This window comes from Bowdeniella massiliensis (assembly GCF_023634005.1).
GTDB lineage: Bacteria > Actinomycetota > Actinomycetes > Actinomycetales > Actinomycetaceae > Bowdeniella > Bowdeniella massiliensis.
This window is the reverse complement of record NZ_JALIQR010000004.1, coordinates 124,649-149,132: the sequence shown is the minus strand read 5'-3', so window position 1 is coordinate 149,132 and position 24,484 is coordinate 124,649. Positions and strand designations below refer to the sequence as shown.

22 protein-coding genes and 1 tRNA gene are annotated in these 24,484 nt (G+C 65.9%); 12 read left to right on the top strand and 11 right to left on the bottom strand.

All coding sequences use genetic code 11. From position 1 onward, the window contains the following. Positions 1–52: 52 nt before the first annotated feature. Both MUN85_RS03925 and MUN85_RS03920 read left to right on the top strand, forming a co-directional pair. Positions 53–562, top strand: a complete 510-nt coding sequence (locus tag MUN85_RS03925; RefSeq protein ID WP_250505470.1) for a DUF4365 domain-containing protein — start codon at positions 53–55, stop codon at positions 560–562. Continuing rightward, positions 559–1,677: a hypothetical protein gene (locus MUN85_RS03920; protein ID WP_250505469.1), complete on the top strand. Its 1,119-nt coding sequence runs from the start codon at positions 559–561 to the stop codon at positions 1,675–1,677. Before MUN85_RS03925 ends, MUN85_RS03920 begins: the two co-directional genes overlap by 4 nt. Before the next feature lie 16 nt (positions 1,678–1,693). Here MUN85_RS03920 and MUN85_RS03915 read toward each other — a convergent pair whose 3' ends face one another. The 4 genes from MUN85_RS03915 to MUN85_RS03900 form a co-directional block, all read right to left on the bottom strand. Next, positions 1,694–3,424 carry a hypothetical protein gene (locus MUN85_RS03915; protein ID WP_250505468.1) on the bottom strand — a complete coding sequence of 577 codons (1,731 nt, stop codon included), beginning with the start codon at positions 3,422–3,424 and terminating at the stop codon, positions 1,694–1,696. 11 nt (positions 3,425–3,435) lie between these two features. After that, positions 3,436–6,012: a DEAD/DEAH box helicase gene (locus MUN85_RS03910; protein ID WP_250505467.1), complete on the bottom strand. Its 2,577-nt coding sequence runs from the start codon at positions 6,010–6,012 to the stop codon at positions 3,436–3,438. Next, positions 6,012–8,144 carry a site-specific DNA-methyltransferase gene (locus MUN85_RS03905; RefSeq protein ID WP_250505466.1) on the bottom strand — a complete coding sequence of 711 codons (2,133 nt, stop codon included), beginning with the start codon at positions 8,142–8,144 and terminating at the stop codon, positions 6,012–6,014. The genes MUN85_RS03910 and MUN85_RS03905 overlap by 1 nt, the downstream gene beginning before the upstream one ends. Before the next feature lie 221 nt (positions 8,145–8,365). Continuing rightward, a tRNA-Leu gene (locus tag MUN85_RS03900) sits at positions 8,366–8,452 on the bottom strand. Between the two features lie 133 nt (positions 8,453–8,585). On the opposite strand from MUN85_RS03900, the gene MUN85_RS03895 reads away from it, so the two are divergent. Genes MUN85_RS03895 through pknB form a run of 7 tightly spaced genes read left to right on the top strand, consistent with a single transcriptional unit; the run spans position 8,586 to position 16,723 of the window. Beyond that, positions 8,586–9,287 carry an FHA domain-containing protein gene (locus MUN85_RS03895; RefSeq protein ID WP_250505465.1) on the top strand — a complete coding sequence of 234 codons (702 nt, stop codon included), beginning with the start codon at positions 8,586–8,588 and terminating at the stop codon, positions 9,285–9,287. Positions 9,288–9,291: 4 nt separating this feature from the next. Continuing rightward, positions 9,292–9,774, top strand: coding sequence for an FHA domain-containing protein FhaB/FipA (locus tag MUN85_RS03890; protein WP_250505464.1), 483 nt, complete (start codon positions 9,292–9,294; stop codon positions 9,772–9,774). Beyond that, a complete protein-coding gene (locus MUN85_RS03885) occupies positions 9,771–11,084 on the top strand; it encodes a PP2C family protein-serine/threonine phosphatase (protein ID WP_250505463.1) in 1,314 nt (437 codons plus the stop codon). Before MUN85_RS03890 ends, MUN85_RS03885 begins: the two co-directional genes overlap by 4 nt. Then, positions 11,084–12,523 (top strand): FtsW/RodA/SpoVE family cell cycle protein, encoded by a 1,440-nt coding sequence (locus MUN85_RS03880; protein ID WP_250505462.1) that lies wholly within the window; start codon positions 11,084–11,086, stop codon positions 12,521–12,523. Before MUN85_RS03885 ends, MUN85_RS03880 begins: the two co-directional genes overlap by 1 nt. Next, positions 12,520–13,977, top strand: coding sequence for a peptidoglycan D,D-transpeptidase FtsI family protein (locus tag MUN85_RS03875; protein WP_284500883.1), 1,458 nt, complete (start codon positions 12,520–12,522; stop codon positions 13,975–13,977). The genes MUN85_RS03880 and MUN85_RS03875 overlap by 4 nt, the downstream gene beginning before the upstream one ends. Then, the gene (locus MUN85_RS03870; RefSeq protein WP_250505461.1) at positions 13,974–14,870 is read left to right on the top strand and encodes a serine/threonine-protein kinase; all 897 of its coding nucleotides are present in this window, start codon (positions 13,974–13,976) and stop codon (positions 14,868–14,870) included. The genes MUN85_RS03875 and MUN85_RS03870 overlap by 4 nt, the downstream gene beginning before the upstream one ends. 8 nt (positions 14,871–14,878) lie before the next feature. Beyond that, positions 14,879–16,723, top strand: a complete 1,845-nt coding sequence (gene pknB / locus MUN85_RS03865) for a Stk1 family PASTA domain-containing Ser/Thr kinase (RefSeq protein ID WP_250505460.1) — start codon at positions 14,879–14,881, stop codon at positions 16,721–16,723. 109 nt (positions 16,724–16,832) lie between these two features. Here pknB and MUN85_RS03860 read toward each other — a convergent pair whose 3' ends face one another. The 4 genes from MUN85_RS03860 to MUN85_RS12870 are packed head-to-tail and all read right to left on the bottom strand — an operon-like array spanning position 16,833 to position 19,135. Continuing rightward, on the bottom strand, positions 16,833–17,447 hold the full coding sequence (locus tag MUN85_RS03860; protein WP_250505459.1) for an anthranilate synthase component II: 615 nt from the start codon (positions 17,445–17,447) through the stop codon (positions 16,833–16,835). 22 nt (positions 17,448–17,469) lie between these two features. Further along, a complete protein-coding gene (locus MUN85_RS03855) occupies positions 17,470–17,631 on the bottom strand; it encodes a hypothetical protein (protein ID WP_092565037.1) in 162 nt (53 codons plus the stop codon). Continuing rightward, positions 17,631–18,404, bottom strand: a complete 774-nt coding sequence (locus tag MUN85_RS03850; RefSeq protein WP_250505458.1) for a class E sortase — start codon at positions 18,402–18,404, stop codon at positions 17,631–17,633. The genes MUN85_RS03855 and MUN85_RS03850 overlap by 1 nt, the downstream gene beginning before the upstream one ends. Next, on the bottom strand, positions 18,401–19,135 hold the full coding sequence (locus MUN85_RS12870) for a DUF881 domain-containing protein (protein WP_250505457.1): 735 nt from the start codon (positions 19,133–19,135) through the stop codon (positions 18,401–18,403). The genes MUN85_RS03850 and MUN85_RS12870 overlap by 4 nt, the downstream gene beginning before the upstream one ends. A 91-nt stretch (positions 19,136–19,226) precedes the next feature. On the opposite strand from MUN85_RS12870, the gene MUN85_RS03840 reads away from it, so the two are divergent. Continuing rightward, positions 19,227–19,475 carry a cell division protein CrgA gene (locus tag MUN85_RS03840; protein WP_250505456.1) on the top strand — a complete coding sequence of 83 codons (249 nt, stop codon included), beginning with the start codon at positions 19,227–19,229 and terminating at the stop codon, positions 19,473–19,475. Positions 19,476–19,544: 69 nt separating this feature from the next. Next, positions 19,545–20,387, top strand: coding sequence for an aldo/keto reductase (locus MUN85_RS03835; protein WP_250505455.1), 843 nt, complete (start codon positions 19,545–19,547; stop codon positions 20,385–20,387). 89 nt (positions 20,388–20,476) lie between these two features. Here the strand turns inward: MUN85_RS03835 and MUN85_RS03830 are convergent, their stop codons facing one another. Together MUN85_RS03830 and MUN85_RS03825 are read right to left on the bottom strand one after the other, a co-directional pair. Continuing rightward, entirely contained in the window at positions 20,477–21,343 is an 867-nt protein-coding gene (locus MUN85_RS03830; protein ID WP_250505454.1) for a rhomboid family intramembrane serine protease, read from the bottom strand. An 11-nt stretch (positions 21,344–21,354) separates the two neighbouring features. After that, positions 21,355–21,876: a peptidylprolyl isomerase gene (locus MUN85_RS03825; RefSeq protein ID WP_250505453.1), complete on the bottom strand. Its 522-nt coding sequence runs from the start codon at positions 21,874–21,876 to the stop codon at positions 21,355–21,357. 450 nt (positions 21,877–22,326) lie between these two features. Between MUN85_RS03825 and MUN85_RS03820 the strand changes: the two genes are divergently transcribed. After that, a complete protein-coding gene (locus MUN85_RS03820; RefSeq protein ID WP_250505452.1) occupies positions 22,327–23,307 on the top strand; it encodes a hypothetical protein in 981 nt (326 codons plus the stop codon). A 61-nt stretch (positions 23,308–23,368) separates the two neighbouring features. Here the strand turns inward: MUN85_RS03820 and MUN85_RS03815 are convergent, their stop codons facing one another. After that, the gene (locus MUN85_RS03815; RefSeq protein WP_250505451.1) at positions 23,369–24,439 is read right to left on the bottom strand and encodes a PQQ-dependent sugar dehydrogenase; all 1,071 of its coding nucleotides are present in this window, start codon (positions 24,437–24,439) and stop codon (positions 23,369–23,371) included. Positions 24,440–24,484 lie beyond the last annotated feature (45 nt).

The following is a 24,484-nucleotide window of genomic DNA, read 5'->3' as shown; positions in this document are numbered from 1 at the left end:
CTTCGGCTCAGGAAGGCCGTCACGGCGGCGCTGGGCCTGCTAGACTTCCTTCATGTCAGCGGTGTCGCAATCCCCTGCTCTGGGGGACATCGCGTCAGCGGACCGGATCGGCAGGATCGGGACGTACTACGTGCGGAGTCTCGCGGCGCAGGCAGGCATCCGCAACGAAGAGACATCTCCCGGCGAGGACTACGGTGCCGTTGACCTGACGGTGCACCTCACGAAGTCACCTGTCACCGTGCAGGTGAAGACGGGCACGTCTCAGCGCCGGAACAAGGACGGCACCTACTCGGTGCCGGTCAAGGCCGAGTGGTGCGAGAAGTGGTCGAACCAAGGACTTCCCGTCTATCTCGTGCTCGTCGTGCTGTCCCGCAAAGAATTTGCCTCCATGGTGACCCAGGCTGAGCGCTCCACCACCTGGCACGCACACGCCTACTGGACGCAGGTCAACGACGCTCAGCCGGGGACTGTCAGAGTGCCCGTGCAGAATCGGCTCCACCTCGACACGTTCCAGGTTTGGGACGAACAGGTCCGACGAGTCTTCACAGGAGGGGCGGCATGAGAGACCTTCAACGCAACCTGTCGCTCTACCTCGCGAGCCACGGATGGGAGTCCCCGCGTGATCCGGGCGCTTCGGGACGCCTGTGGGACCACGAGGCGACTGACCTGTCCGTCGCAGTACCCCACGAGGTCCAGGAGGGTTCGCTTGACTGGCGCTCGATCACTGCACGTCTGGCCGAGGTTGAGCGGGTCACGGTCGAGCAGGTCGTCACGGACATCATGCTGATGTCGACCGACGTGGCCAACCTGCGCGCCGCGAATGACCTGGTGATCACGGACACGATCCCGTACGAGGCCGGGACGGCGATGATGCAGGGCGCATGGCGGATGTTCAGGTCCTGCGCAACCACGTCCAGGAGAGCGCGAGCGCAGATCAGGGGCAACTACAACAAGGATGCCGACGAGATCGCAGGCACGGCTCGGATGGCTCACACGAAGCGGGGGTCGTTCATCATCCCGCTGCTCCTTCCCGTCAGTGAGCCGGTCCCAGTTGACGAGGGACTGGTCGATGCTGCGCCACCGGAGCCTGAGGAGCGTCGGGTCATGCGGACCTTCGCAGAAGCACTCAGGAAGGTCCACGAAGTCGTCGTGACTCCCGAACGTGAGCCAAGGCAGAGCGATGCACTGAACCTGATCTTCGCCGGGGTGAGTGCCGAGTTCGCTACTGCTCTCCATCATGTCCTGTCGGAGGAGGCCGTGGCGGAGTTCGGCGCAGAGTTCCGATGGGCCCCGGTGGCGGGGCCACAACCCGAGAACCTCAGCAAGGTCTCTATCCCGGCTGCTGCTGCACCGCGTGTCAACGCAGTGGCGAAGGTGCTCCGCAAGGCAACCCCAGAGCCCAACGTCGAGATTCTCACCGGACCCATCGTGGCCGTCGCCCGTGACCCTGAGCAGGGCGGCACCGTCACCATCGACACCTTCCGGAAATCGCGCAGCACCCACGTGAGCGTCCGGGTGACCGATGACCAGCGCTTCGATGATGCGCTGGACTGGATGAAGCGACGGACGACAGTGGCTCTGGAGGGAAGGATCAGCCGTCAGGGCAACGTCTTGATGAGTGACCGTCACAACGGTGTGGAGCCGTTGAGCGCCAGACAACTCGTTCCCGAGGACTGATCCATTGAAGCGCGCGTCACTGAGCGAAGCGGAGCGTGGGAGTCTTCGGCTCGGTCACCGTGGGCAGGTTCCATGGCGTCACGTGTCCGCTCTTGTCTTGCAAAAGCCCAGGTGCGTACAGGACGAAGACTTCACCGTTCACGGGGCTGACAACTGAGGTTCTATTCTCCGCGTTCACCGCGAACGTGACTTCGGGATGACAGTAGGCGAGCGCCGGGAGTCGAAGGTCTCGCCCGGCCAGGTGGACGCTCTCGCCCTTCTCGGAGAGCCAGAGAGCCTGGTGCTTCTGGCCGTGATCGAGTGTCTCTAGGTCAATGCTCTCCAGAAGTTCCACCTTCATCTTGTCCAGCGGCACCGGAGCCACACCGCCTTCGAGGACGATCCGGAGCGCACGTATCCAGAGGCGCTCTAGGGGGTCGATCACGTCGGGCATGGGGAAGTGCTGCCTCAGGTGTTGCTGGATGACGGCTAGGTCGTCGGCAGCCAGACGCACACCTTCCAGTCGAGTTAGGTACTCCGGGTCAGCGTTCTCTTGGCGTGACCCCAGCACGTGCATCTTGTTACCGTCGAGATGGACCTCCATGGTGGCGGCACGGGATATGGCACTGATGAGCGCAGCGCCATCGCGCACCTGGGCGGGGCTGGCACTCTCGGCCCCCTGACGCATCGTGAGGTGGGCCGACTCGCCCTCTTGCGTAGGTGCCCGCATCTCCACAGTCACGTTTCCGGAAAGCGACATCTCCATGGTGTGACCAGCGTTACCCATCGCGCCGTATGACACAGTGCCTTCGTCATCGACCAACACCTCGCCCGCTCCATCTAGGACGACGAGCCTCACAGGCTTACCGACGACCCGTGGGTTACCCTCCCCGGCTCCGATGAAAAGCCCTTCGATCTCACCATTCCACTTGAAGAAGTCCGGCCCCTCGTATTCACCCATCTCCACGTACTCCCCGGGGATGCACAGCGTCTCCTTGCCGCCGTACTGGAAGACGGCTTCGGCTTGGGCTGCCAGATCGCCTGCGGTCTTAGGGAACCGCAGCGTGAGTGACTGCGTGATCGGACTCACCCGCGCGGCTCCGGGATGCTTCGCTACCGGCGTTACAACAGTGCGTTCGCCATCGCGCCAAAACGACACGCCCCAATGAGGGTCCACGCTGTCGGTGAGATCGCCCAGTCCGTGTACTCGCGCTGTGAGGTCAGCGATGCCACCCGCCAGCACCGCACGCTCTTGGGCGTAGAGTTGCGCAGCGCGCATGAGATAGTCGTCGTCTCGCTCCACCAGATTCAACAGGTCCGGATACCTCGACAGCAGGTCGTCCAACTTCGGACGGTCCCTGGTGCTGATCGTGACCTTGGTGGCATGGGCGATGTCCTTCACCTCCTTCCGTTTGGGAAGCAGTGTGAGGAACTTGCTCATAGCGTCGTTGATCTTGCTGGGGAAGACCAAGACCCACTCATCAGGCTCGTGTTTGAGGGCAGCCTTGAAGGAGCGGATGATCTGCTGCTTACGCGACTCTGGCTTGCTCGTCAGCCCGTCTTTGTAGAACTTCAACTGGTAGATGATGGTCTTGTGGTCGTACTCAACTAGAACATCGCGACCGCCGTCACCGCCAGAATCCTCGGGTGACCAGACTCTATTGGCGTCTGCGTGCACACGATGCAGCAGTGCCTCGACCAGACGGTCAAACCCCTCCTGCTCCAGCCGAGCCCAGTCAACCCCGACCTTCTTGTCCCGTTCTTTCACGACGCGCGTCCTCAGTAGTCGCTCGCCACGCCGGACTCGTACAGCCCCTTGGCCGTCTTGGCGTCTCGGATGGCCTGCCGGACGTGGTGCTTGGTCAGGTCGAGGACGCGCATGGTTCCTCCGGTCTCGGCCACCGACTCGATGCGGCCGAACTCGCCCTGGTACTTCTCCGCGAACGCTGCGAGCCCTCGCAACTTGGGTAGGGCATCGGAGAGGTGATGGCCGTGGGGGTCCACGAGGTCTGCAACGACCTGACCTGCGTGGTCGGTGCCGAAGAAGATGAAGTCGGGACGGACTGCCTTCCAGGTGCCGGAGTCCTCCCTGTAGGCGATGGCCAAGGACTCCTTCGTCGCACGGGCGGGGTTGCGGTACCAGCCCTTGAAGCCAGGCTGCTTGGCCTCCGAATCCAGGACCTTGCGCTCCCACTCGTTGAGCGAGATCGGGTAGGAGCCGTCCTCGGCTGCCATGAGGTGCATGAGCCGGGTCTCCAGCGGGCTCTCGGTCCCGTCCTTCTCGCGGACCATGGTCTCGGCCTGGGCCGCCTTGGGCACAGTCAGAGAGATGCGCTCAGGCTGAGTGGACATGCCCTCCAAGCGGTCGTACTCCGCCTGCCGCTCATCCGACAGCCCCTTGCGGGCCACCCGGGTCTGGTTGAGCCACGTCCTCGCGAGGTCGTCGGCCTCGTCCTCGACCGCCTCTGTGATCTCAGGCACCCGGCCCAGAGCAGCGACGGTGATGTTGGCCTCCAGGAGGTCGTCATCGTCGCCGTCCGGGCCGACCAGGTGGTTGACGTAGGAGGAGCAAAGGGCGGGGCTCAGGACGCGCGCAGCGGCCCGGTAGGAGTCCTCGATGGCACGCGGGTCTGCTGACTCCTGGAACGACTTGTAGGAGAACCCGCCGCCGATCCGGCCTCGGGCCTCCTCACCGCTCATCGTGAGTACGTCCTCGCGGGCCTGGGCGACCTTCTCCTTGTGCTGCACCGCCCGACCGTCGAGCACGGCGTGGAGGTGCTTGTGCGCCTTCTCGACGGCCTCCTCTACGAGGTTGTCCTTGGACAGCGCCGTGGCCAGCGCGGTGAGTCTGCGGATCGGCTTGACACCCTTCTTCGGGATCGTCACCGAGGGCAGGGCGGCGAAGCGGTCCCAGACCTCTTGGGGCACCTTCGGGTTGGGGTGCAGGTCCACCGGGTCGAAGAGGACGCGGCGTCCCTCGCCGCCTCCGGTGTCGGTGTCCTCCTCGTCCTTGGAGGTCGCGCCCTTCATGAGCATCTCTGCCACGCCCGTGGCGGTCTTGCGGTCGAAGAACGGCAGCAGGCAGTCCACGGAGTTGAGCAACTCGTTGCCCGGGATGCGCCGTGCCAGCGGGGTGCGGATCATGCGGCCCAGCAACTGGGTGATGTGGGTGCGGTCCTTCGCAGGACGCATCGAGACCAGCACCTCGGCGCGCGGGCAGTCCCAGCCCGTGGAGATCGCAGACTTCGCCAGCAGCACCCGCACGTGCGTGGCATCCTGCACCCTCTGGGGCTCGATGTACGGCACGCCCTGCTGGCCGACCAGCAGGTCCTGGTGCTCCCCGAAGACGTTCGCCACGGCGTCGGGGCCGAGTTCGGGCCAGGCGTCATAGATTGTGTCCAACGTCCGCACCAGCGTCTCGGTGGTGGGCTTATCACCCACCTGCACCACCAGCAACGGGATGACCGGATCGGCCTCCTCCTGCTCATCGGCGTACGCCAACCACGCCGCCGTCGAGGCGCGGACCTTCTCCACCGCCCGCCGCAGCAGCACCGTGTCGAAGACCCCCTGCTCGGTCGGGATGGAGAGCACGATGTCGTCCTTCAACAGCCCCGACGCCTGCACCAGAGCGGAGTCCACCTCCACCGAGGGCAGGGCAGTGCGGCCCTTGGCGTCCTTCATCGCCGCCTCGAACCGCTCCACGGTTGCCGAGATGCCGAAGACCACCGGCATGGGCGGCACCGTGCCGTGACCGTTGATCAGCCGCTGCACGATTGTGCTGCGGTCCTTGCTCGTCGTCCCCATGCCCCGGTGAGCCTCATCCAGCACGAAGTACAGCGTCAGGTCCCTGTTCTCCACGGTGTTCGTGATTACGTCGTAGATCGAGGACTGCATCTCATCCGGACGCGGCTCGAACAGGCGCACCTGCCCAGGAGCCGGGGTCGGCTCGCCGCGCACCAGGCGCGAGTTCTTCGACAACTTCTGCGTGTTCAGGAAATACACGTGACCCGGACGCAACGAGGGCTCGGAGAACGTCGTCTCGATCACCCGTAGCCGCGAATCCAACTCGCTCCCGGCCTCCTGCAACCGGGCCCGGGACTGCTCGTTCAGCGACGGGTCGTCGGAGAACCACAGCACCACCGCGCCCGGGTCGGCCTCGAAGTCGAACTCGTCGTTGCCGAAAAACAGCGCCTCGATCACCGCAGCAGCCATGACGGTCTTGCCCGCGCCGGTCGTGGCCGTGAGCGAGAACTGCGACAGCGACCCGTAGCGGTGGTACATGTCCCGGGCCTGCTCCAAGTTCCGCAGCACCTCCCTGACGGCCTCACCCTGGTAGTCCTTCAACGTGTAGCGCATCAGCGACCACCCCTCAGCATGAAGTTCTGCAAGTACGACTCGTACAGCCGCACCGGAAGCACCGCACTGGGCAGATCACGGCACACCATCTGGAACGCCGAGTCATCATCCGTGACGATGAACGCTGTCTTCACCGACTCCTCCTCAGCCACCCGGACCACGAAGTCACCCGCCTGATCCAGGTTCTCCAGCACCCCGTACGTCTCGGCAACGTCCCAACCGTCCTCACCGAGGTCCGTGATGATCCGGCCCTGCGACCCCGCCCTCAGCCACAGCATCGGAGCGATCCGCTCGAACGCCCTGTTGTGACGCACCGACAACGGGGCCTCATACGTCAACGTGAAGAACGCCGCGTTCTCCTCGAACCCCTCGCTCATCGGGAACTCGTCCATGAAGCGATAGTCACCCTTGATCGGCTCGCCCTCGGGGGTCTTGCCCGTGATCGCGGCGGTCACACGAGGCTTGGTGATGTAGTCGCAGATGCCCAGCGCCTCCCACTCGGCGTCACCCGCGCGCAGACCCTGCCTGCGGAGGGCGCGCTGCTCGTTAGCGCTGACCTCGTTGTTCGTCATCGAGATGCACTGGCGACGACCTCCGTCCTGCCTGTTCAGGCGCATGACCGCGTGGGCTGTCGTGCCAGAGCCCGAGAAGAAGTCCAAGATCACAGCATTGGGTTTGTCCTGCACGAAGAAGCGGAGGGCGTCCTCAACCGCGTAAAGAGACTTGGGAAACGGAAACTTCCGGCTCGGAAGGAAGCGCGAGAGCAGCGCCGTGCCAAAAGCACTCGCGTCATGAGATGCCATGAGCCACATCGTCTTGGCTTTACGAGTAGCCACAGCGGTAGGAAGAATATTCAGTTTGCCCTCCGCGTCACGCCCATCGACCTTAAAAGCGCCGCCTCGGACTGCGGCGAGGTCCCCACCCTTCAGATACACGACGGAAGCGGAACCTTTAGTCCTGTCCGCTTTACGAAGGGCAGCGGTACCCTCCGCCAGTTGCTCTCGGAGCCGAGCGGGGGAAACCTGCCATCGCCCCTCCTCGCCCTTAGGGTCGAGAGGCCATGCTGCCCATGTCCCGTCCGGTGGGACTACTGACCGACGATCTTGGTTAAGCGGTATCGGCTCGCCAATGGATTGCAGCGACCCGTCAAGGGCCGAGATGAACAGTGGATAGAAGCCATTCGGCCTATGGGCTCTCTTCCAATCGGTGCTGCCCCTACGACGAAGCCCTTGCCAAGTCACGGTGGCAAGGGCGGGCTGCGAGTCTGCATCCCTCAGCATGTCGGTGGTGCTCGTAGCCGGATGCGAGTCACCGAACATGGCGAAAAAGATGAACTCCTCCACTCGTGAGAACTCACCTCCCCTTTGAGAGCCTGACGGCTTGATAGACGAGGTGACCATCTGGATGTTCGCTTCAGGAAACGTCTGTTCTAGCAGCATCCCAAGGCGCAGGTACTCCTTCTCGTCAATGGTGACGATGAGAACGGAGTCCTCGGGGTTCAGCAGTTCCCGGGCCACCTCCAGTCGTCGCTCCATGAAAGCCAGCCACTTGCTGTGCCGGTAGTCGTCGTCCCCCTCGACGTAGTTGTTGTTGTACTTCCAGTCCTTCGCGCCCGTGTTGTACGGAGGGTCGATGTAGATGGCGTCGACCTTCCCCCGGTGCGTGTAGGTGAGCATCTCCAGGGCGTGGTAGTTCTCCGCGTTGATGACCGTGTGGAACGGCTTGTCGCCGCCGCGCTCCACCCTGCCCGTCTCCACGAGGCCCGGGTAGATGCGGTCGTTGAACTCTGCGACCACCACCAGGTCGTCAGTGGTGACCTCTTGGGTCTCCGGCTCCTCGGCGTCCAGTTCGAGCAGATGAGCGACGCGGCCTCCGTCGACGCGCTCGATCCGCTCCACGCGCCACAGTCGCTGGTCGCCCTGCTTGACCTCGCCCCGGGGCGGGAGCACCCGCACCTTGTCTCCACGACGCACGGCCCGCCCGGGCAACTCCACGGCCTCGGGCTGGTGCTGCTCGAAGACCAGGCCGAACGTCCGCCGCTTCAGCAGCGCGGCGAACTCCTTCTCCAGGTCGTCACCGAGTTGCTGGTCGGCCTTCCGGGCCTGCCTCAGTAGTTCAGTCAGTCGCGACACTCGCTACGTCTCCTTCACGGTCTGCGAGTGCTCCAGACCCGCTCTAGTCATCGTAAGCAGCGCTTCCCACAGAATGCTTGAAGCTGGGCCTGTCGATGGCGCGGTGGTTAGTCACGGTCTTGTCGAAGGCCACAGGGCCCTCCAACGCAGAACTCCCGGCCCTGGTGACCCAGGACCGGGAGTTCTCTTGAAGAAAAGTGGCTAGTACTAATGAATAGCCATGGTGCTCGAGAGAAGACTTGAACTTCCACGCCCTTACGGGCACACGGACCTGAACCGTGCGCGTCTACCAATTCCGCCACTCGAGCAGCGTTCATTTTGGAACATCAGTATCGTAGCGCGCCTAGCGCGTCGAAGGAAATCTGGGCCAGAGAGATGCTCAGCACACCTCACCCGTTAGAATCGCAGTGTATAGGTATGTCCAACCCCAGGGGGCCAGCAATGAGCTTTCTCGACAAGTTCGAAAAGAAGGTGGAAGACGTCGTTTCTGGCGCGTTCTCCAAGGCCTTCCGCTCGGAGATCAAACCCGTCGAGATCGCTTCGGCGGTGCGACGCGCGATGGATGAGCGAGCCGCCGCGGTAGCGCGCGACCGCACGATCGCGCCGAATGACTTCAAGGTCACACTCTCGGCGACGGACGAAGACAACTTTGAGGCATGGGGCGCCGACGCCCTGGCCGAGGAAATCGCGGCGGCGGCGACCGAGCACGCGATGAGCCAGTCCTATTCCTTCGTCGGGCCGGTGCGCGTCACCTTCGATCTCGATTCGGAACTCACGACGGGCCAGTATCAGATTGCCTCGGCGACCAAGCGCGGGGCCGTGGCTCCTGCGACGACGTTGAATGCGGCCGAGCGGCACCCCATCGTCGACATTGATGGGCGGCGCTACCTGCTCACTGGCCCGGTCACCGTCATCGGGCGCGGCTCCGAGGCGGACATCGTCGTCGACGATACGGGCGTGTCACGCAAGCACCTCGAACTGCGGGTCACGCCGCGCGGCGTGATCGCCACCGACCTCAACTCCACCAACGGGCTGTACGTCGAGGGGCATAAGGTGCCGGCGGCGACGCTCGTGGATGGCAATACGCTGACGATTGGGCGCACGCGCATCCTGTTCTGGTCTCAGCCGGGAAGCGAGGGCTGAGCCCATGAGCGAACTCGCCGTCACCCTCCTACGGCTGAGCTACCTCGCCCTTTTGTGGCTCTTCATCCTCTTTACGCTCGGCGTGCTGCGGCGCGATATCTTCGGCACGACCGTCACCCCCCGCGGGCCGGGACGCCCACCCACCAACCCCGCCAAGCGGCGCGAGGCACGACCGGCGGCTCGCCCCGCGCGCACCGAACCCACGCGCCTCATCGTCACCGAGGGGCCGCTCACCGGCTCCGCGGTGCCGCTGTCCGGCTCCGCCGTCATCGTCGGGCGGGCCTCGACCTCAACGCTCGTGCTCGATGACGACTACACCTCCTCGCGCCACGCCCGGTTCTTCCCGCACGAAGGCGGCTGGTACCTCGAAGACCTCGACTCGACCAACGGCACGTACGTCAGCGGCACGCGGATCTTCCAGGCGACGCCCGTCGCGCCCGGCACGCCTGTGCGCATCGGCCAGCACGTGATGGAGCTGCGCCGATGAGCGTGCAATTCCGCTACGCCGCCCGCTCCGACGTCGGCATCGTGCGCTCGAACAATCAGGACTCCGCCTACGCCGGGCCCCACCTGCTCGTGCTCGCCGACGGCATGGGCGGCCCCGCGGGCGGCGACATCGCCTCCTCCGTCGCCGTCGCGCACCTCGCGCCGCTCGACGATGACGCCCCCGGCGCCGATGACCTCATCGACCTGCTGCGCGGCGCCGTCGAATCCGCGCACGACGAGCTCATGGACCGCTCCGATACCGACCCGGAGCTCGAGGGGCTCGGCACAACGTGCATCGCGCTGCTGCGCTCGGGCACGAAACTCGGCATGGTTCACATCGGCGATTCGCGCGCCTACGTGCTGCGCGACGGCACGCTGCACCAGGTGACGACGGACCACACCTACGTCCAGCACCTCGTCGACATCGGGCGCCTCACCCCCGAAGAGGCCGAACACCACCCGATGCGCAACATGATCCTGCGGGCGCTCGGCGATACCGACGGCGAAGTCCTGCTCGACACCTCGGTGCGCGAGGCCCACCCGGGCGAGCGCTGGCTGCTCGCCTCCGACGGACTTTTTGGCGTCGTCTCGGCCGAAACAATCACCGAAACGCTTACCGAGCACGAGGACGTAGATGCGTGCGCCGACGAGCTCATCCACCTCGCGCTGCGAGCCGGAGCGCCCGATAACGTCACCGTCATCGTGTGCGACATCCTCGATTCCAACCTCCTCGCCGACGGGCACCAGCCCTCGACGACGCCTCAGATCGTCGGCGCCGCCGCGACCGACCGACTCGCGCGCACCCGGGCATCGCTCAATTCGGGCGCCGCCGGCCGGGCCGCGAACCTGCGACCGGCACGCGCTGCCGAGCCCGATGAGGAGGCGCCGGCCCCCAAGCGGCGCGGGCGGATCATCGGGCGCGCGCTCGGCGCCCTGCTCATCCTGGCCATCCTGGCCGGAGGCCTCGCCGCCGGCTACGCCTGGACGCGCACCCAGTTCTATATCGCCGAGGACGAGGGCGTCGTCACCGTCTTCCAAGGGATCCCCCAAAAGCTCGGGCCGATCTCGCTGTCCGACGTTCACCACCGCACCGACATCGAGGTCGACGCGCTGCCCGATTACGCCAAATCGCGCCTCACCACGCCGACGACGCGCTCCTCGCTGGAGGAGGCCGATGCCGTCGTCGCCAACTTCCGTTCCCTCGCTAGGCCCTCGCTCGCCGAGGAATCCAGCCCCGACGCCACTGAGTCGCCCACCCCCAGCGAGTCGCCCACGCCGAGTGATTCCCCGTCGCCGAGCGAGTCGCCCTAATGGCTACCGTCGCGATGCGTCCGGCCCGCTCCGGCCGGCTGACCGAGCTCCTGCTGCTGCTCCCGGCACTCGCGCTCGGGCTATACGCCTACGTCCAGGTCGGGCTCGCCGTCGACGGCGCCGTGCCCGCGCGGCTGACGACGTATGCCGCGGGATTTAGCGTCCTCGCGATCATCACGCACCTCGTCGTGCGGTGGCGGGCGCCCTATGCCGATCCGGTCATCTTGCCCATCGCCGTCGCGCTCAACGGGATCGGGCTCGCGATGATCGCCCGGCTCGACATCGCCTACAAGGCGAAGGACCCGAACGCGCACGCCTTTGCCTCGGGCCAGCTGCAATGGACGATCCTCGGGATCGCGCTCGGCCTTGCCGTCATCCTGCTGCTACGCGATCACCGCACGCTGCGGCGCTTCACCTACCTCTCGCTCATCGGCGGCCTCATCATGCTGCTGCTGCCGCTCGTGCCGGGCCTCGGCAAGACGATCAACGGCTCGCGCATCTGGATCGGCGTTTCCAGTTTCTCCTTCCAGCCCGGCGAGATCGCCAAAATCCTGCTCGCGATCTTCTTCGCCGGCTACCTCGCAACCCAGCGCGATAACCTCTCGCTCGCCGGCCCGAAGATCCTCGGGCTGCAACTGCCGCGGATCCGCGATTTCGGCCCGATCCTCATCGCGTGGGGCGTCGCGATCGCCGTGCTCGTCTTCGAAAAAGACCTCGGCTCCTCGCTGCTGTTCTTCGGGCTGTTCGTCGCGATGCTCTACGTCGCGACCGAGCGCGTCTCCTGGATCATCATCGGGCTCGGCATGTTCCTCGCCGGCGTCATCCTCGCCGGCAACCTTTTCAGCCACGTCTACGCCCGCTACGAAATCTGGCGCGACCCGCTATCCACCGAGCTGTACAACCGCAGCCCGGGCGGCTCCTTCCAGCTCGTCCAGGGCCTGTTCGGCATGGCGCAGGGCGGCCTCATGGGCACCGGCTGGGGCTATGGCCACCCCGAACTCGTCTACGCCGCGCACTCCGATTCCATTACGGCCTCCCTCGGCGAGGAACTGGGGCTGACCGGCCTCATCGCGATCCTGCTGCTCTACCTCATCCTCGCGCTGCGTGCGATCCGCATCGGGCTCAACATCCGCGACGCATTCGGCAAGCTGCTGTGCGGCGGCCTCGGCTTCATCCTCGCCTTCCAGGTCTTCGTCGTCGTCGGAGGCATCACGCGCGTCATCCCGCTGACGGGCCTGACCCTGCCGTTCCTCGCGCAGGGCGGTTCCTCGCTCATCGCGAACTGGATGATCATCGGGCTGCTGCTGCGGATGTCGAACGGCGCGCGCCAGCCCGGCATGAGCTCGCCGACCCCGCAGATCGTCGACGGCCCGCTGCCGCCCACCATCGGCGACCTGTCCGATGACCAGCAGCGAACCGAGGAGGTGCGGCTGCGATGAACACCCCCCTGCGCCGCCTGTCGATCGTCATGATGGCGATGTTCGCCGCGCTACTCATCTCCACCACCGCGATCCAGTTCTTCCAGGCGCCCGCCCTGAACGCCGACGCCCGCAACGTTCGCGAAATCTACCGCGAGTACGGCCGCGACCGCGGCCCGATCATCGTCGGCGGCGAGGCGATCGCCACCTCCGTGCCCGCCGACGACGTCTACCGCTTCCAGCGCACCTACGCCGACGGCCCGCTGTATGCGCACGCCACCGGCTACTTCGCGACGGCCTTCAACTCGGCGACGGGAATCGAGCGCGCCGAGTCCCAGGTGCTGAACGGCACCGCCGATTCGCTCCTCATCTCACGCATGCAGGACCTCATCACCGGCAAGCAGCCCAAGGGCGGCTCCGTCGAACTCACGCTCGACCCGGCCGCGCAGAAGGCCGCCGCCGAGGCGCTCGGCAACCAGAGCGGCGCCGTCGTCGCGCTGCGGCCCACAACCGGCGAGATCCTGGCGATGGTCTCCACCCCGAGCTTCGATCCGAACGCGCTCGCCACCCATGTAACGAAGGACGCCCGGGCGGCCTGGGAGACGCTGTCGAAGGATCCGGCCAAGCCGCTGACGAACCGCGCGCTCGGGCCCGACACCTTCGCGCCCGGCTCCGTCTTCAAGGTCATCACCGCCGCGGCCTACCTGGAGGAACACGGCGGCGACGCCGCCCAAGAGGTCCCCACGCAGGCGACGTTCCAACTGCCCGGCTCCTCCCACATCCTGCACAACCCCGGGCGCGGATCGTGCGGCAGCGGCGACGTCGGCCCGCTCAGTTACGCCTTCGCCCACTCGTGCAACACAACGTTCGCCCAGCTCGCGATGGACGTCGGAACCGAGGCGCTGACCGCCCAGGCCAAAGCCTTCGGCTTCACCGACTCGCTCGAGGTCCCCATGCGCGCCGCCCCCGGCACGCTCGGCACCATCGGCGATAACGCGCAGCTCGCCCTATCCGGCATCGGCCAATTCGAGGTCCGCGCAACGCCGCTGCACATGGCGATGGTCGCCTCCGCCGTCGCCAACAACGGCAGCCTCATGCGCCCCTACCTCGTCAAAACCATCCGCGACGCTGACCTCGCTGCCATCTCCGAGACGAGCCCCAGCCAGTACTCCCAGCCCATCTCGGCGCAGACCGCCGCAACGCTGAAGGACCTCATGCGCTCCGTCGTCACCGACGGCACGGGTGGGCCCGCCGCCATCTCGGGCGTGCAGGTCGCGGCCAAGACGGGCACCGCGCAAACCGGCAACGAGTCCCACCAGCACGCGTGGATCGTGGGCTTCGCCCCCGCCGACGACCCGCAGGTCGCCGTCGCCGTCTTCGTCCAAAACGGCGGCGACGCGGGCTCCGCGGCCGACGGCGGCCGCACCGCCGGCCCCATCGCCAAGCGCGTCATGGAGGCGGTGATCGCCAAGTGATCGCCTCCCGCACGCTCATCCACCCCGGCCGCATCCTCGCCGGACGCTTCCGGCTCGATTCCCCCATCGCCAGCGGCGGCATGGGCGAGGTCTGGCGCGGCTTCGACCTTGACGAGCCCGACCGCGAGCGCCGCACCGTCGCGATCAAGATCCTGCGGCCGGACCTGCGCTGCGAGACGGTGTTCCTGCGCCGCCTCGCCGCCGAAGCCACCCACCTGGCCGCCCTCGATCACCCATCGATCGCGCGCTTCGTCGCGCACGGCCACAGCGGTAACGTCGACTACCTCGCGATGCAGTTCGTGCCGGGCGTGCCGCTGCACACCCTGAGCGAGGCGGGCCTCGTGAGCTTTCCGGACGTCGCGCGCATCCTCGGTAAAGTCGCCGACGCCCTCGCTCACGCCCACAATCGCGGCGTGGTGCACCGGGACGTCAAGCCCGCCAATATCCTCGTCGACGCACCCACCGGGGGCGTCTGGGTGACGGACTTCGGCATCTCCTTTGGCTCCGGCTCCTCCAATCTGACCGAGGTCGGGCGCGTCATGGGCACGGCGGAATACCTCGCGCCCGAGCGCGTCAAGGGCGCTGCCTCCTCCCCCGCGACTGACCTGTACGCCCTCGGCGTCACGGCCTTCGAGGTCGTTGCCGGCTACCGGCCCTACGACGGCCCCAATCCGCTTGCTATCGCGATGAAGCACGTCTCCGATCCGATCCCGCGCCTGCCGGCCCGCGTGCCGCCCACCTTTGCGCGCGTCATCACTCGGCTGCTTGCCAAAGATCCGGCCGCCCGGCCCGCGAGCGCCGCGGCACTCGCCGCCGAGTTCTTCGCCCTTGATACTGTTGCACATCCAACCCCACCTGAGCCGCCGGCCCCGCCGGCGCCAGCGGCCCTATAGGAGGACACGTGGTAGATCGAGCCCCGCAGATGCTGGCGGGCCGTTACGAGATCGGTGAGTTGATCGGCCGTGGCGGCATGGCCGAAGTTCACATCGGGTACGACACGCGCCTATCGCGGCGCGTGGCGATCAAGCTGCTGCGCGAAGACCTCGCCCGTGATCCCGTCTTCCTCGCCCGCTTCCGCCGCGAGGCCCAATCCTCCGCGGCCCTGAATAACGCCGCCATCGTCGCGGTCTATGACACCGGCGAGGAAGAGGTCATCTCCCCGCGCTCGGGCGAAAAGGTCGCGCTGCCCTACATCATCATGGAGTACGTCGAGGGCCACACGGTGCGCGACCTGCTCAAGGACGGCACCGCCGTACCGATTAACGAGGCCGTCGAGATCGTCGACGGCGTCCTCATCGCCCTCGAATACGCCCACCGCGCCGGCATCGTCCACCGGGACATCAAGCCCGGCAACATCATGCTCACACCGCAGGGCGACGTGAAGGTGATGGACTTCGGCATCGCGCGCGCGATGGCGGACTCGCAGGCGACGATGACGCAGGCCAATGCCGTTGTCGGCACCGCGCAGTACCTCAGCCCGGAGCAGGCCCGCGGCGAGGTCGTGGACGTCCGCTCCGATCTGTACTCCACCGGCTGTCTGCTCTTCGAGCTGCTGACCGGCCAGCCCCCGTTCACCGGGGATAGCGCGGTCGCGATCGCCTACCAGCACGTGCGCGAGACCCCGCGCACCCCATCATCAATCGCCTCGGATATTCCGGAGGCCCTCGATCGGGTCGTGCTGAAGTCGCTCGCCAAGGATCGCGATCAGCGGTACACGGACGCCGCCCAGATGCGCAAAGACCTCCTCGCCTCGGTGCGCGGCGGCACGGTCAGCGCGCCATCCACCGCCGTGTGGGGCGTCGCGGGCGGCATCGCCCCCGGCGCTACGACCGCCATGGCGAGCCCAGTCCCGCCGCCCACGCAGACGATGCCGCGCGACCCGGGCACCTCCACCCAGCCCGCGATCGCCACCCAGCAGCGCAGCTCCAAGGGCTGGCTGTGGGGCCTCCTAGCGTTCCTCGTCGTCGTGCTATCGGTCGCTGCCGCCTACCTCATCATGAATCGGGATACGGCACCGCCCGAAACCCCCAAGGTCGAAGTCCCCGTCCTTACGGACATGAACCAAAACGGCGTCCGCGTCGCCCTCGAAGCGGTCGGCCTGTCCATGGTGATCGGCGACGACGTTCCGCACGATTCGATCGAAGCCGGCCTCTTCGTCTCCTCCGAGCCGCCCGCTGGCACCTCGGTCGATAAGGGCAGCGACGTCACCGTGCACTTCTCCTCCGGGCCGGGCGAGGTCGAAGTCCCCGACGTTACGGACCAAACCCAGGAGCGCGCCCGCGAAGCCCTCGAAGCCGCCGGGCTGAAGGTTTCCAACGTCTCGACGGAGGACGCCCCCGGCAAGCAAAAGGACGTCGTCCTCAGCACCGATCCGAAGGCCGGCTCGAAGGTCCCCAAGGACTCGAGCGTCACGATCGTGGTCGCCTCGGGCTTCGTGAACGTGCCGGACCTGAAGAACAAGACGCTCGAGGAAGCGACGAAGATCCTGCAAGAGGACCTCAAGCTGACGCTGCGTATCAAGGAACAGGAAACGGGCGACGTTGATCCGGGCCTCGTCATGAGCCAATCGGACTCCGGCAAGGTGGAAGTTGGCTCGACGATCGAGCTCGTCATCTCCAAGGAAGCGCCCGCCATCATCGTCCCGACGGAAACTCCTTCGCCGACGGACGGCATCACGCCGAACCCGACGGGCACCCCGAGCGAAGGCAACGAACTGCCCTCCCCGCCCAAGGACGACAACAACTAGCGCCGCGCAAGCCGCCGGCCGGCGGCCTAACCCACATATAACCGCCCCCATCCCGACCAAAACCGGAAATGGGGGCGGTTATGGAGGCTTAGGTAGGCAGCCCCCAGCCCTAACTCTCCCTAGCGTCACCGTTCGCTCCACCAACGCGGGACGGCACGGATGCGAGCCAGTTAGCAAGGAGCGTAGCCCCGCCCTCGGTGAGGACGGACTCGGGGTGAAACTGCACGCCCACGAGCGGCAGCTCGCGGTGTTCGATCGCCATGATCGTGCCGGACGGCGTCGTCCCAGTGACGCGCAGCTCGCCGGGCACGGAGTCCGCTGCGATCGCGAGCGAGTGGTAGCGCGCCACCGGCAGCGGGCTGGCAAGCCCCGCGAAGATGCTGCAGCCATCGTGCTCAACAACGTCCGCCTTGCCGTGCATGAGTTCGGGCGCATGGGTGACGCGCGCCCCGAAGACGGCGCCCAGGGCCTGATGGCCCAGGCACACCCCGAGCATCGGAACCGCATAGCGCGCGCACTGCCGGATCGCCGCCATGGAGACGCCAGCGTCTTCGGGCGTGCCGGGCCCCGGGGAGACGACCACGGCGTCCACGTCGCGCGGGTCGGTGGGCGCGCGATCGGCTCGCACGACCTGAACGTCAGCGCCAAGCTCACGCAGGTAGGACACGATCGTGTAAACGAAGGAGTCGAAGTTGTCGATCATTCGGACGCGCACGGGGTTCACGTCCACATCGTAATGGGAGCGGCTACTCGATATCGACGGCGTCCTGCTGGAAGGGCATGTACGGCTCGATCACGGGGAAGACGAACTCGAACAGGACGTAGATGACGGCCGCGAGCAGCAGCAGCGCCAGGATGGCCCGCAGCCAGGTGGGGCCGGGCAGGATTCGCCAGATTGCGCCGTACATTACTGCGCCTCCAAGATTGCCTCGGGCATGCCCGCATCGCGCGGGATCCAGTAGTCGAGCGTCGTGTAGACGATGTAGCGCTCGCGGGTGGACATGAGCGGGTGGCACGTCGTGAGCGTCAGCATCGCCTCGGTGGCCTCCACGCCCGGCTGATGCGGCACGGGGTAGAGCACTTCGCCCGCATCGGGCAGGACGATCTCGTGGCTCTTGACCTTAAACACCATCCACGCCTTATCCGTCTCGACGATGACCTCATCGCCGTCTTGCAGCGTATCGATGTGCTGGAAGACGGAGCCGCGCGTCATCCGGTGCGCGGCGAGGCCCGCGTTGCCGATCTCGCCGATCAGCGATGTTTGCGGATAGTGACCGATGAGCCCGTGGTTGAGCACCTCGGAGTAGCTCAGCCCCTCCGCGATGCCGACTTTGTAGTCCGAGCCCCACCGCGGCACGTACAGCGTCGCAAAGCCCTGGTTTTTGCCGACGGGCTCGGCGGCGGGCGGCAGGTCGGTGCGGCGTTGTTCGGGCTCGACGGTCTTTTCGACGCGCGGCTGGAACTTCTCTTCGATGACGGCGACGGCCTGCTCATTGTTCGCCGACGCCTCAAAGTTCGTGTACCACATCTGCCACAGCAGGAAGAGGCCGATAAACGCGCCGGCGGTAAACAGCAGTTCGCCGATCACGAGGGTGATGATGTCGCCGGCGCTGCGCCGCCGCTTGGCGGTGCGACGTGCCCGCCGCGTCGGGGGCAGCGGGGGCGAGGTGTCGTGCGTCATCCAGTGCCTTCCAGGATCTTGGCGTAGTTCAGCTCGATTGTGCCTTCATAGGCGGGCATTGTCACGGACGCCTTGTCGGTCACGGATAGTCCTAGTCCGGCAGCGGCGACGTATTGCCGGTAAATATGCACCTGCGGGGAGTCGTCCAGCGCGGCCTTGAGCCGCGCTGGATCGCCGATCGCCGTGATGACGTAGGGCGGGGAGAAGCGTTGATCGTGCACGAGCAGCACGTTGCCGACGCAGCGCACACCGGAGGTCGCCGCGAGCCGCTGACCCTGCACCGTCATCGCCTCCGCGCCCCCGGACCACAGCGCGTTCATGACGGCCTCGACGTCCTGCTGGTGGACGACGAGCTGGTTCGGATCCCACTGACCGGATTCGGCGATCGTCTTCGGCGCATCCCACAACTGAACCTCGAGCGCCGCACCGGTCATCTCCTTGTCGAGGTAGCCGAAGATATTGGGCGTTTCCTCCGCGGGCGTCTCGGTCTCGCCCGCCTGCAGGATCGCTTGATCGACGCGCTCGCGCAGCGCGGAGACGGCCTTTTCCCGGCTCTCAAGCTTTTGCGTTTCGACCTGGACGAGCTCGACGAGGTTTTGCGGCGTGCGGTATTCGCGATCCTCAAAAAGTTGCGCGTTTGCGGCAAACAGCAGCCCGGCACCGACGGCGACGAGCCCCACGGACAGCGAGGAGCCCTGGGGATGCCACCACGGGTACGTGCGCTTTGTCACGCGCAACATTTCCTTTCGGCCAATTTAGGTCACGTTCTTGCTCCAGACTAAGCTAAGAGAAGTTGTCCTGCCTATCCCCGTGGAGGATGTCGTGCCGAAGTCACGCAATCGTAAGAAGCCTGGAGCAACCCCGTCCGCTACCCCGCGCAAGACCGGCGCGATCGAGTCCCCCAGTTGGTGGGCTCCGGTGATGGTGGGCCTCATGATTTTTGGCCTGGCCTGGATCGTCGTGACGTACCTGATGGGCGGGCGCTGGCCGCTTCCGATCGGCAACTGGAACCTCGCCGTCGGCATCGGCCTCATGATGTCCGGCTTCCTCATGACGATCAATTGGCGATAACGCGCGAACTGCCTACGCTGGTACGTAACAGCCCGAATCGTTGGTCCTGACAAGCTTAAAGGAGCGGCTATGCCGAACGTACCTGACATCACCCTGCGCGATGGCGCAATCATTCCCCAGCTGGGCTTCGGCGTCTGGCAGGTCGAGGACGACGTCGCCGAAACGGCCGTAACCCAGGCCCTTTCCGACGGCTACCGCCTGATCGATACCGCCCGCATCTACGGCAACGAGGAGGGCGTCGGCCGCGCGATTGCCGCGAGCGATGTCGCCCGCGAGGATGTCTACCTCACGACGAAGCTGTGGAACAAGGACCAGGGGCGCGATAAGGCGCTGCGGGCCTTTGACGCCTCGCTTGAGCGCCTCGGCACCGATTACGTCGATCTCTACCTCATCCACTGGCCATGCCCGAAGGATGACCTGTACGTCGAGACCTGGAAGGCGCTCATCGAGATCCGCGCCTCCGGCCGCGCCAAGTCGATTGGCGTCTCGAACTTCCTGCCGCATCACCTGCAGCGCATCATCGACGAAACCGGCGAGATCCCGGTCCTGAACCAGATCGAGCTGCACCCCTACCACCAGCGCGCGGACCTGCGCGAGCTGCACCACGAGTACGACATCGCCACCGAGGCCTGGTCCCCGCTGTCCTCGGGCCACGGTCTGCTCGACGACGAGGTCGTCGCAGCGGTCGCGAAGGAGGCGGGCGTCACGCCTGCACAAGCCGTGCTCGCCTGGCACCTCGCGATCGGCAACGTCGTCATCCCGAAGTCCGTGACACCGGAGCGCATTACCGAAAACCTTGCCGCCGTCGACGTCGAGCTTACGCCCGACCAGATCGCCGCGATCAGCGGCCTGGAGCGCGGCGCCGCCACCGGCGCCAACCCGGACGAGGTCTACATCGATCTGTGGGGCTAGGCGCTCCCAGTAACGACGAAAACTCCCGCACCCCGCTTTCGCGGCAGGGTGCGGGAGTTTTCCACATGGTTATCCCCAATTGGGGATAATTACACGAGTGTAAGACCGACCGATGAGTACTTCACGATGATGGCCGCGACGAGCGCGACGAAGACGACGGCGCTCGTGGCCCACGCGCCCCAGTGCCACTTGCGCTGAGCGCTTGTAATGAAGCCGTAGGCCAGGGTCGCTCCGGTGATGAGGCCGCCCAGGTGGGCCTGCCAGGAGATCCCGGCGACGAAGAACCCGTAGGCGAGGTTGATCGCGATGAGGATCGTGATCGCCCGCATGTCCGCCTTGGCCTTCTTGTTCAGCACGAACAGCGCCCCGAACATGCCGAAGATCGCGCCCGATGCGCCCACGGCCCCGGTGTACCAGTCCATGCTCGTGGTTGAAGCCAGCAGCAGCACGAAGACGGAGCCGCCGAACGCGCTCAGCAGATAGAGCAGGATGTAGCGCACCTTGCCGAGCACCGGCTCGAGCCCCTGGCCGATCATCCACAGCGCCAGCATGTTGAGCGCGAGATGCCACAGCCCGCCGTGCACGAATGCGCTCGTGATGAAGCGCCACGGCTCGTCCGGTCCGAGTGCCGGCACGAACATCAGCGCGCGCGGCAGGGCTGAGAAGATCCATGCAAGCACCTGCATGCCGACGCACAGGTAGATCAGCCACATCGTCACCGTGGTGGTGCCGGTAAAGCGGCCGACCTTGGCGCCGCCGAGCGTTCGAGCGACGGGTGCGCGCTTGGAAAACTCCCGCGCGCAATCCACGCACCGCACGCCGACGGGCGCCTGCACCTGGCATTTCGCGCAGGTCGGGCGCCCGCAGCGCTGGCAGGACACATACGTCACCTGGTCCGGGTGGCGCGGACACGTCGGCTGGTTCTCGGGCGAGTGCTCCCCGTAGGAGGCAGTCATAAGAGAGGTTCTTACTCCTGGTCGATGGTGATGGAGGAAATGACGACGTCGCTGACGGGCCGCGACTGGTTCGTCTTGACCGCCGAGATCTTGTCGACGACCTCGCGCGAGGCCCCGTCGGTGACCTTGCCGAAGATCGTGTGCTTGCCCTGCAGCCACGGGGTGGGCACGGTCGTGATGAAGAACTGCGAGCCATTGGTGCCACGGCCGCCGCGCTTGCCGGCGTTGGCCATGGCGAGCAGGTAGGTGTCGTTGAAGGTCAGCTCGGGGTGGATCTCGTCATCGAACATGTAGCCGGGCCCGCCGGTGCCGGTGCCCAGCGGGTCACCGCCCTGGATCATGAAGTCCGGGATGACGCGGTGGAAGATGACATCTTCGTACAGCGGGCGGTTGGTCGGCTCGCCGGTTTCCGGATCGGTCCACTCCTGCTCGCCCGTGGCGAGGCCAACGAAGTTTTTGACCGTGACCGGTGCGTGGTTTTCAAACAGCTCGACGTTGATGTCGCCTTCTGAGGTATGGATTGTCGCTCTCATGAGCTTTAGTGTTCCACGTTCGGGGCGGCTCTGCCCAGACGGCGGCCCACAGTGGGCCACCAGTGAACACCGCGGCGCACAAGCCGCGTTCCGTCACGGCCTGCCGCCAGGACATAAGGAAGGGTTGATCCCGCTTTCCGCCAGTTCTACCAAACAAACAACCAATCCACGAAAGGTCCACGTGGGACGAATCGACGGGACAAGAAGGATGCAGAAAATGGGACCAACCCTCAGCTGGGATTCTATCCCAGTAAACGGCCTTCCGGATCGTCGTGAGCGCCTCGCTGCCACTCCTTCGTCATATAGTGAAACCTCAATGGCCGTAAGATGACCAAATACGTCGAAGTCCGCACTGCGACGAACTGCGCGTGCGCGGCAAACAGGGCAAGATAGATACCAGCAGCCACGCATCACAGGCGTGGTGGGAATCAACAAGAATGAGGAGTCCCCATGGCGATCAGCTGCAAGAAGAAGAAGATCGAGAAGAAATCGGCTCTCGCCGCCAAGAGTGCGCGCTCTGCTGCCAAGGATGCGGGATCCCTGGTGTCGGAAGGCGCGAGCGACCTGACGAAGCGTGCCGCCGAGTTCTTTGGCCAGGCTCAGGATTGGGCCGAGCCACGCGTCAAGGATGCCCTGGATTCAGGCAAGGATGCCTACGCCAAGGCCCGCAAGGAGACGGTGAAGTTCGCGGCTCCGAAGATTGAGCATGCCACGGAGGCCGTCCGCCCGCGCGTGGATCACGCCTACGAGGCCATCAGCGAGGACTACCTGCCGCGCATCCAGAAGGCCATGCACGACGCCGCGAAGGCCGCGCAGTCCGGCAAGCCGCTGGACAAAAAGGCCAAGAAGGCCGGCAAGGCTGCCCGCAAGGCGCTGACGACGAAGACCAAGAAGAACACCGCCGCCAAGACCTTCGGCTGGATCATCGTCGGATCCGTCGCTGCCGGCGCAGGCTACCTGCTGTGGCGTCGCACTCAGCCGATCGAGGATCCCTGGGCCGAGGAGTACTGGAACGAGGCCGAGGCCACCTCGGCGCGCGCCGTACCCCAGCACAAGGAGTCCCCGCTCGTGGAAAAGGCGAAGGAAGCCGCCGAGAATGTCAAGGAAGGCGCCAAGAAGGCTGCCGACGCGGTGGCGACCAAGGCCGAAGACCTGAAGGACAAGGCCGAGGACCTCAAGGACAAGGTCACCGGTACGGGCGAGGCCGCTGGCGCGACGGGCGTTGGCGCGCAGGGCAACGTCAAGGTCGATAAGGACGTCGCGAAGGACCTGAAGGATGCCAAGCCCGCGGGCTCGGTTTCCACGACCCCGGCCGATGAGAAGATCGGCGAGGTTCGCAAGGATCTGAAGGACGCCTCCAAGGACATCAAGGAGGCGGCCGACAAGGCTAAGGCCTCTGCCGACAAGAAGATCGACGATCTGAAGAAGTAGCTCGATCACGTAGACGCAGGCGGCGGGACCATCTGGTCCCGCCGCTTCGTCGTTGCCTGGGCTAGTCGTCGACGTCGAGGCGCAGCAGCCGGTCGTCATCCGGGCCAGGATCGCCCCGCCCGTCGGTGTTGTTCGTCAGCACCCAGACCTCACCCGTGGGGCTGACCGCGACGTCGCGAAACCGCGTGTTCTCTTCGTCAAGGTAGAGCTGCTGCTTGCTCGGATCGGCGAGGTTTACGCGCCGGATCGACCGGCCGCGCAGGTTGGCGATGAAGACGTCCTCGCCGCGGATCGCTATCCCGCTGGGGCTCGCCTCGCTCGTCGCCCACTGGGCGACGGGATCGAGGAAGGCGCCGCCCGAATCGCCCTCGGCTTCGGGCCAGCCGTAGTTTCCGCCGGGCTCGATGCGGTTAAGTTCGTCGAACGTTGATGCGCCGAACTCCGAGGCGTACATAGTGCCGTCGGCCGTCCACGCAAGCCCTTGAACGTTGCGGTGGCCGTAGCTGTAGACGAACGAGCCGTCGAAGGGATTATCGGCCGGGCGGCTGCCGTCGGGGTTGAGGCGCAGGATCTTGCCGGCAAGCGAGTCGAGATCCTGGGAGAGCTCGCGTTGGCCTGCGTCGCCGGTGCCGACGTAAAGCTTGCCGTCGGGGCCGAAGGCGATACGGCCGCCGTTATGGTTGCCCGCGGCGGGGATGCCCTCAAGGATCGTCTCCGGTTCGCTGAGGCGGAGCTGGCCGCCGTCGTCTGTCAGGCCGTAGCGCTGAACGCGATTGCCGTCCTCGGCGGTGGAGTAGACGAAGAGGTCGTCGCCGGTGACGGCGAGCCCGAGTAGGCCGCCCTCGCCGCCGTGCTGGACACCCTCGATCGTCGCGACCTCGGTGAGGAGGCCATCGCGCAGGGCGAGGATTCGGCCGGTGTCGCGTTCGCTGATGAGGGGGACGTCGCGGTAGAACGCGATCGACCAGGGCGCCTTGAGTTCGCTGGCGAGGGCCGCGCCGTCCTCGGCGTTTTCGGCGCTCGCGCTCTGCGAGGCGCTCGGCGAGGCGGCGGGCGGCGCGGGAGAGCTACAGCTCGCAACAGCGAGCGCCGCGATGAGAGCTAGCGTACTGGCCCGGTGTTTTGGCGTCATGTTCTTCCCTCGGTTGCCCCATTCCCGCTGGCTTCGACCTTGCGG

Bases quoted from the DNA above. Each gene is read 5' to 3' on its own strand.
- MUN85_RS03925 (WP_250505470.1), top strand. From the start codon at position 53: ATGTCAGCGGTGTCGCAATCCCCTGCTCTGGGGGACATCGCGTCAGCG.
- MUN85_RS03920 (WP_250505469.1), top strand. From the start codon at position 559: ATGAGAGACCTTCAACGCAACCTGTCGCTCTACCTCGCGAGCCACGGA.
- MUN85_RS03910 (WP_250505467.1), bottom strand. From the start codon at position 6,012: ATGCGCTACACGTTGAAGGACTACCAGGGTGAGGCCGTCAGGGAGGTG.
- MUN85_RS03895 (WP_250505465.1), top strand. From the start codon at position 8,586: ATGAGCTTTCTCGACAAGTTCGAAAAGAAGGTGGAAGACGTCGTTTCT.
- MUN85_RS03890 (WP_250505464.1), top strand. From the start codon at position 9,292: ATGAGCGAACTCGCCGTCACCCTCCTACGGCTGAGCTACCTCGCCCTT.
- MUN85_RS03885 (WP_250505463.1), top strand. From the start codon at position 9,771: ATGAGCGTGCAATTCCGCTACGCCGCCCGCTCCGACGTCGGCATCGTG.
- MUN85_RS03880 (WP_250505462.1), top strand. From the start codon at position 11,084: ATGGCTACCGTCGCGATGCGTCCGGCCCGCTCCGGCCGGCTGACCGAG.
- MUN85_RS03875 (WP_284500883.1), top strand. From the start codon at position 12,520: ATGAACACCCCCCTGCGCCGCCTGTCGATCGTCATGATGGCGATGTTC.
- MUN85_RS03855 (WP_092565037.1), bottom strand. From the start codon at position 17,631: ATGTACGGCGCAATCTGGCGAATCCTGCCCGGCCCCACCTGGCTGCGG.
- MUN85_RS03850 (WP_250505458.1), bottom strand. From the start codon at position 18,404: ATGACGCACGACACCTCGCCCCCGCTGCCCCCGACGCGGCGGGCACGT.
- MUN85_RS03835 (WP_250505455.1), top strand. From the start codon at position 19,545: ATGCCGAACGTACCTGACATCACCCTGCGCGATGGCGCAATCATTCCC.
- MUN85_RS03830 (WP_250505454.1), bottom strand. From the start codon at position 21,343: ATGACTGCCTCCTACGGGGAGCACTCGCCCGAGAACCAGCCGACGTGT.
- MUN85_RS03825 (WP_250505453.1), bottom strand. From the start codon at position 21,876: ATGAGAGCGACAATCCATACCTCAGAAGGCGACATCAACGTCGAGCTG.
- MUN85_RS03820 (WP_250505452.1), top strand. From the start codon at position 22,327: ATGGCGATCAGCTGCAAGAAGAAGAAGATCGAGAAGAAATCGGCTCTC.
- MUN85_RS03815 (WP_250505451.1), bottom strand. From the start codon at position 24,439: ATGACGCCAAAACACCGGGCCAGTACGCTAGCTCTCATCGCGGCGCTC.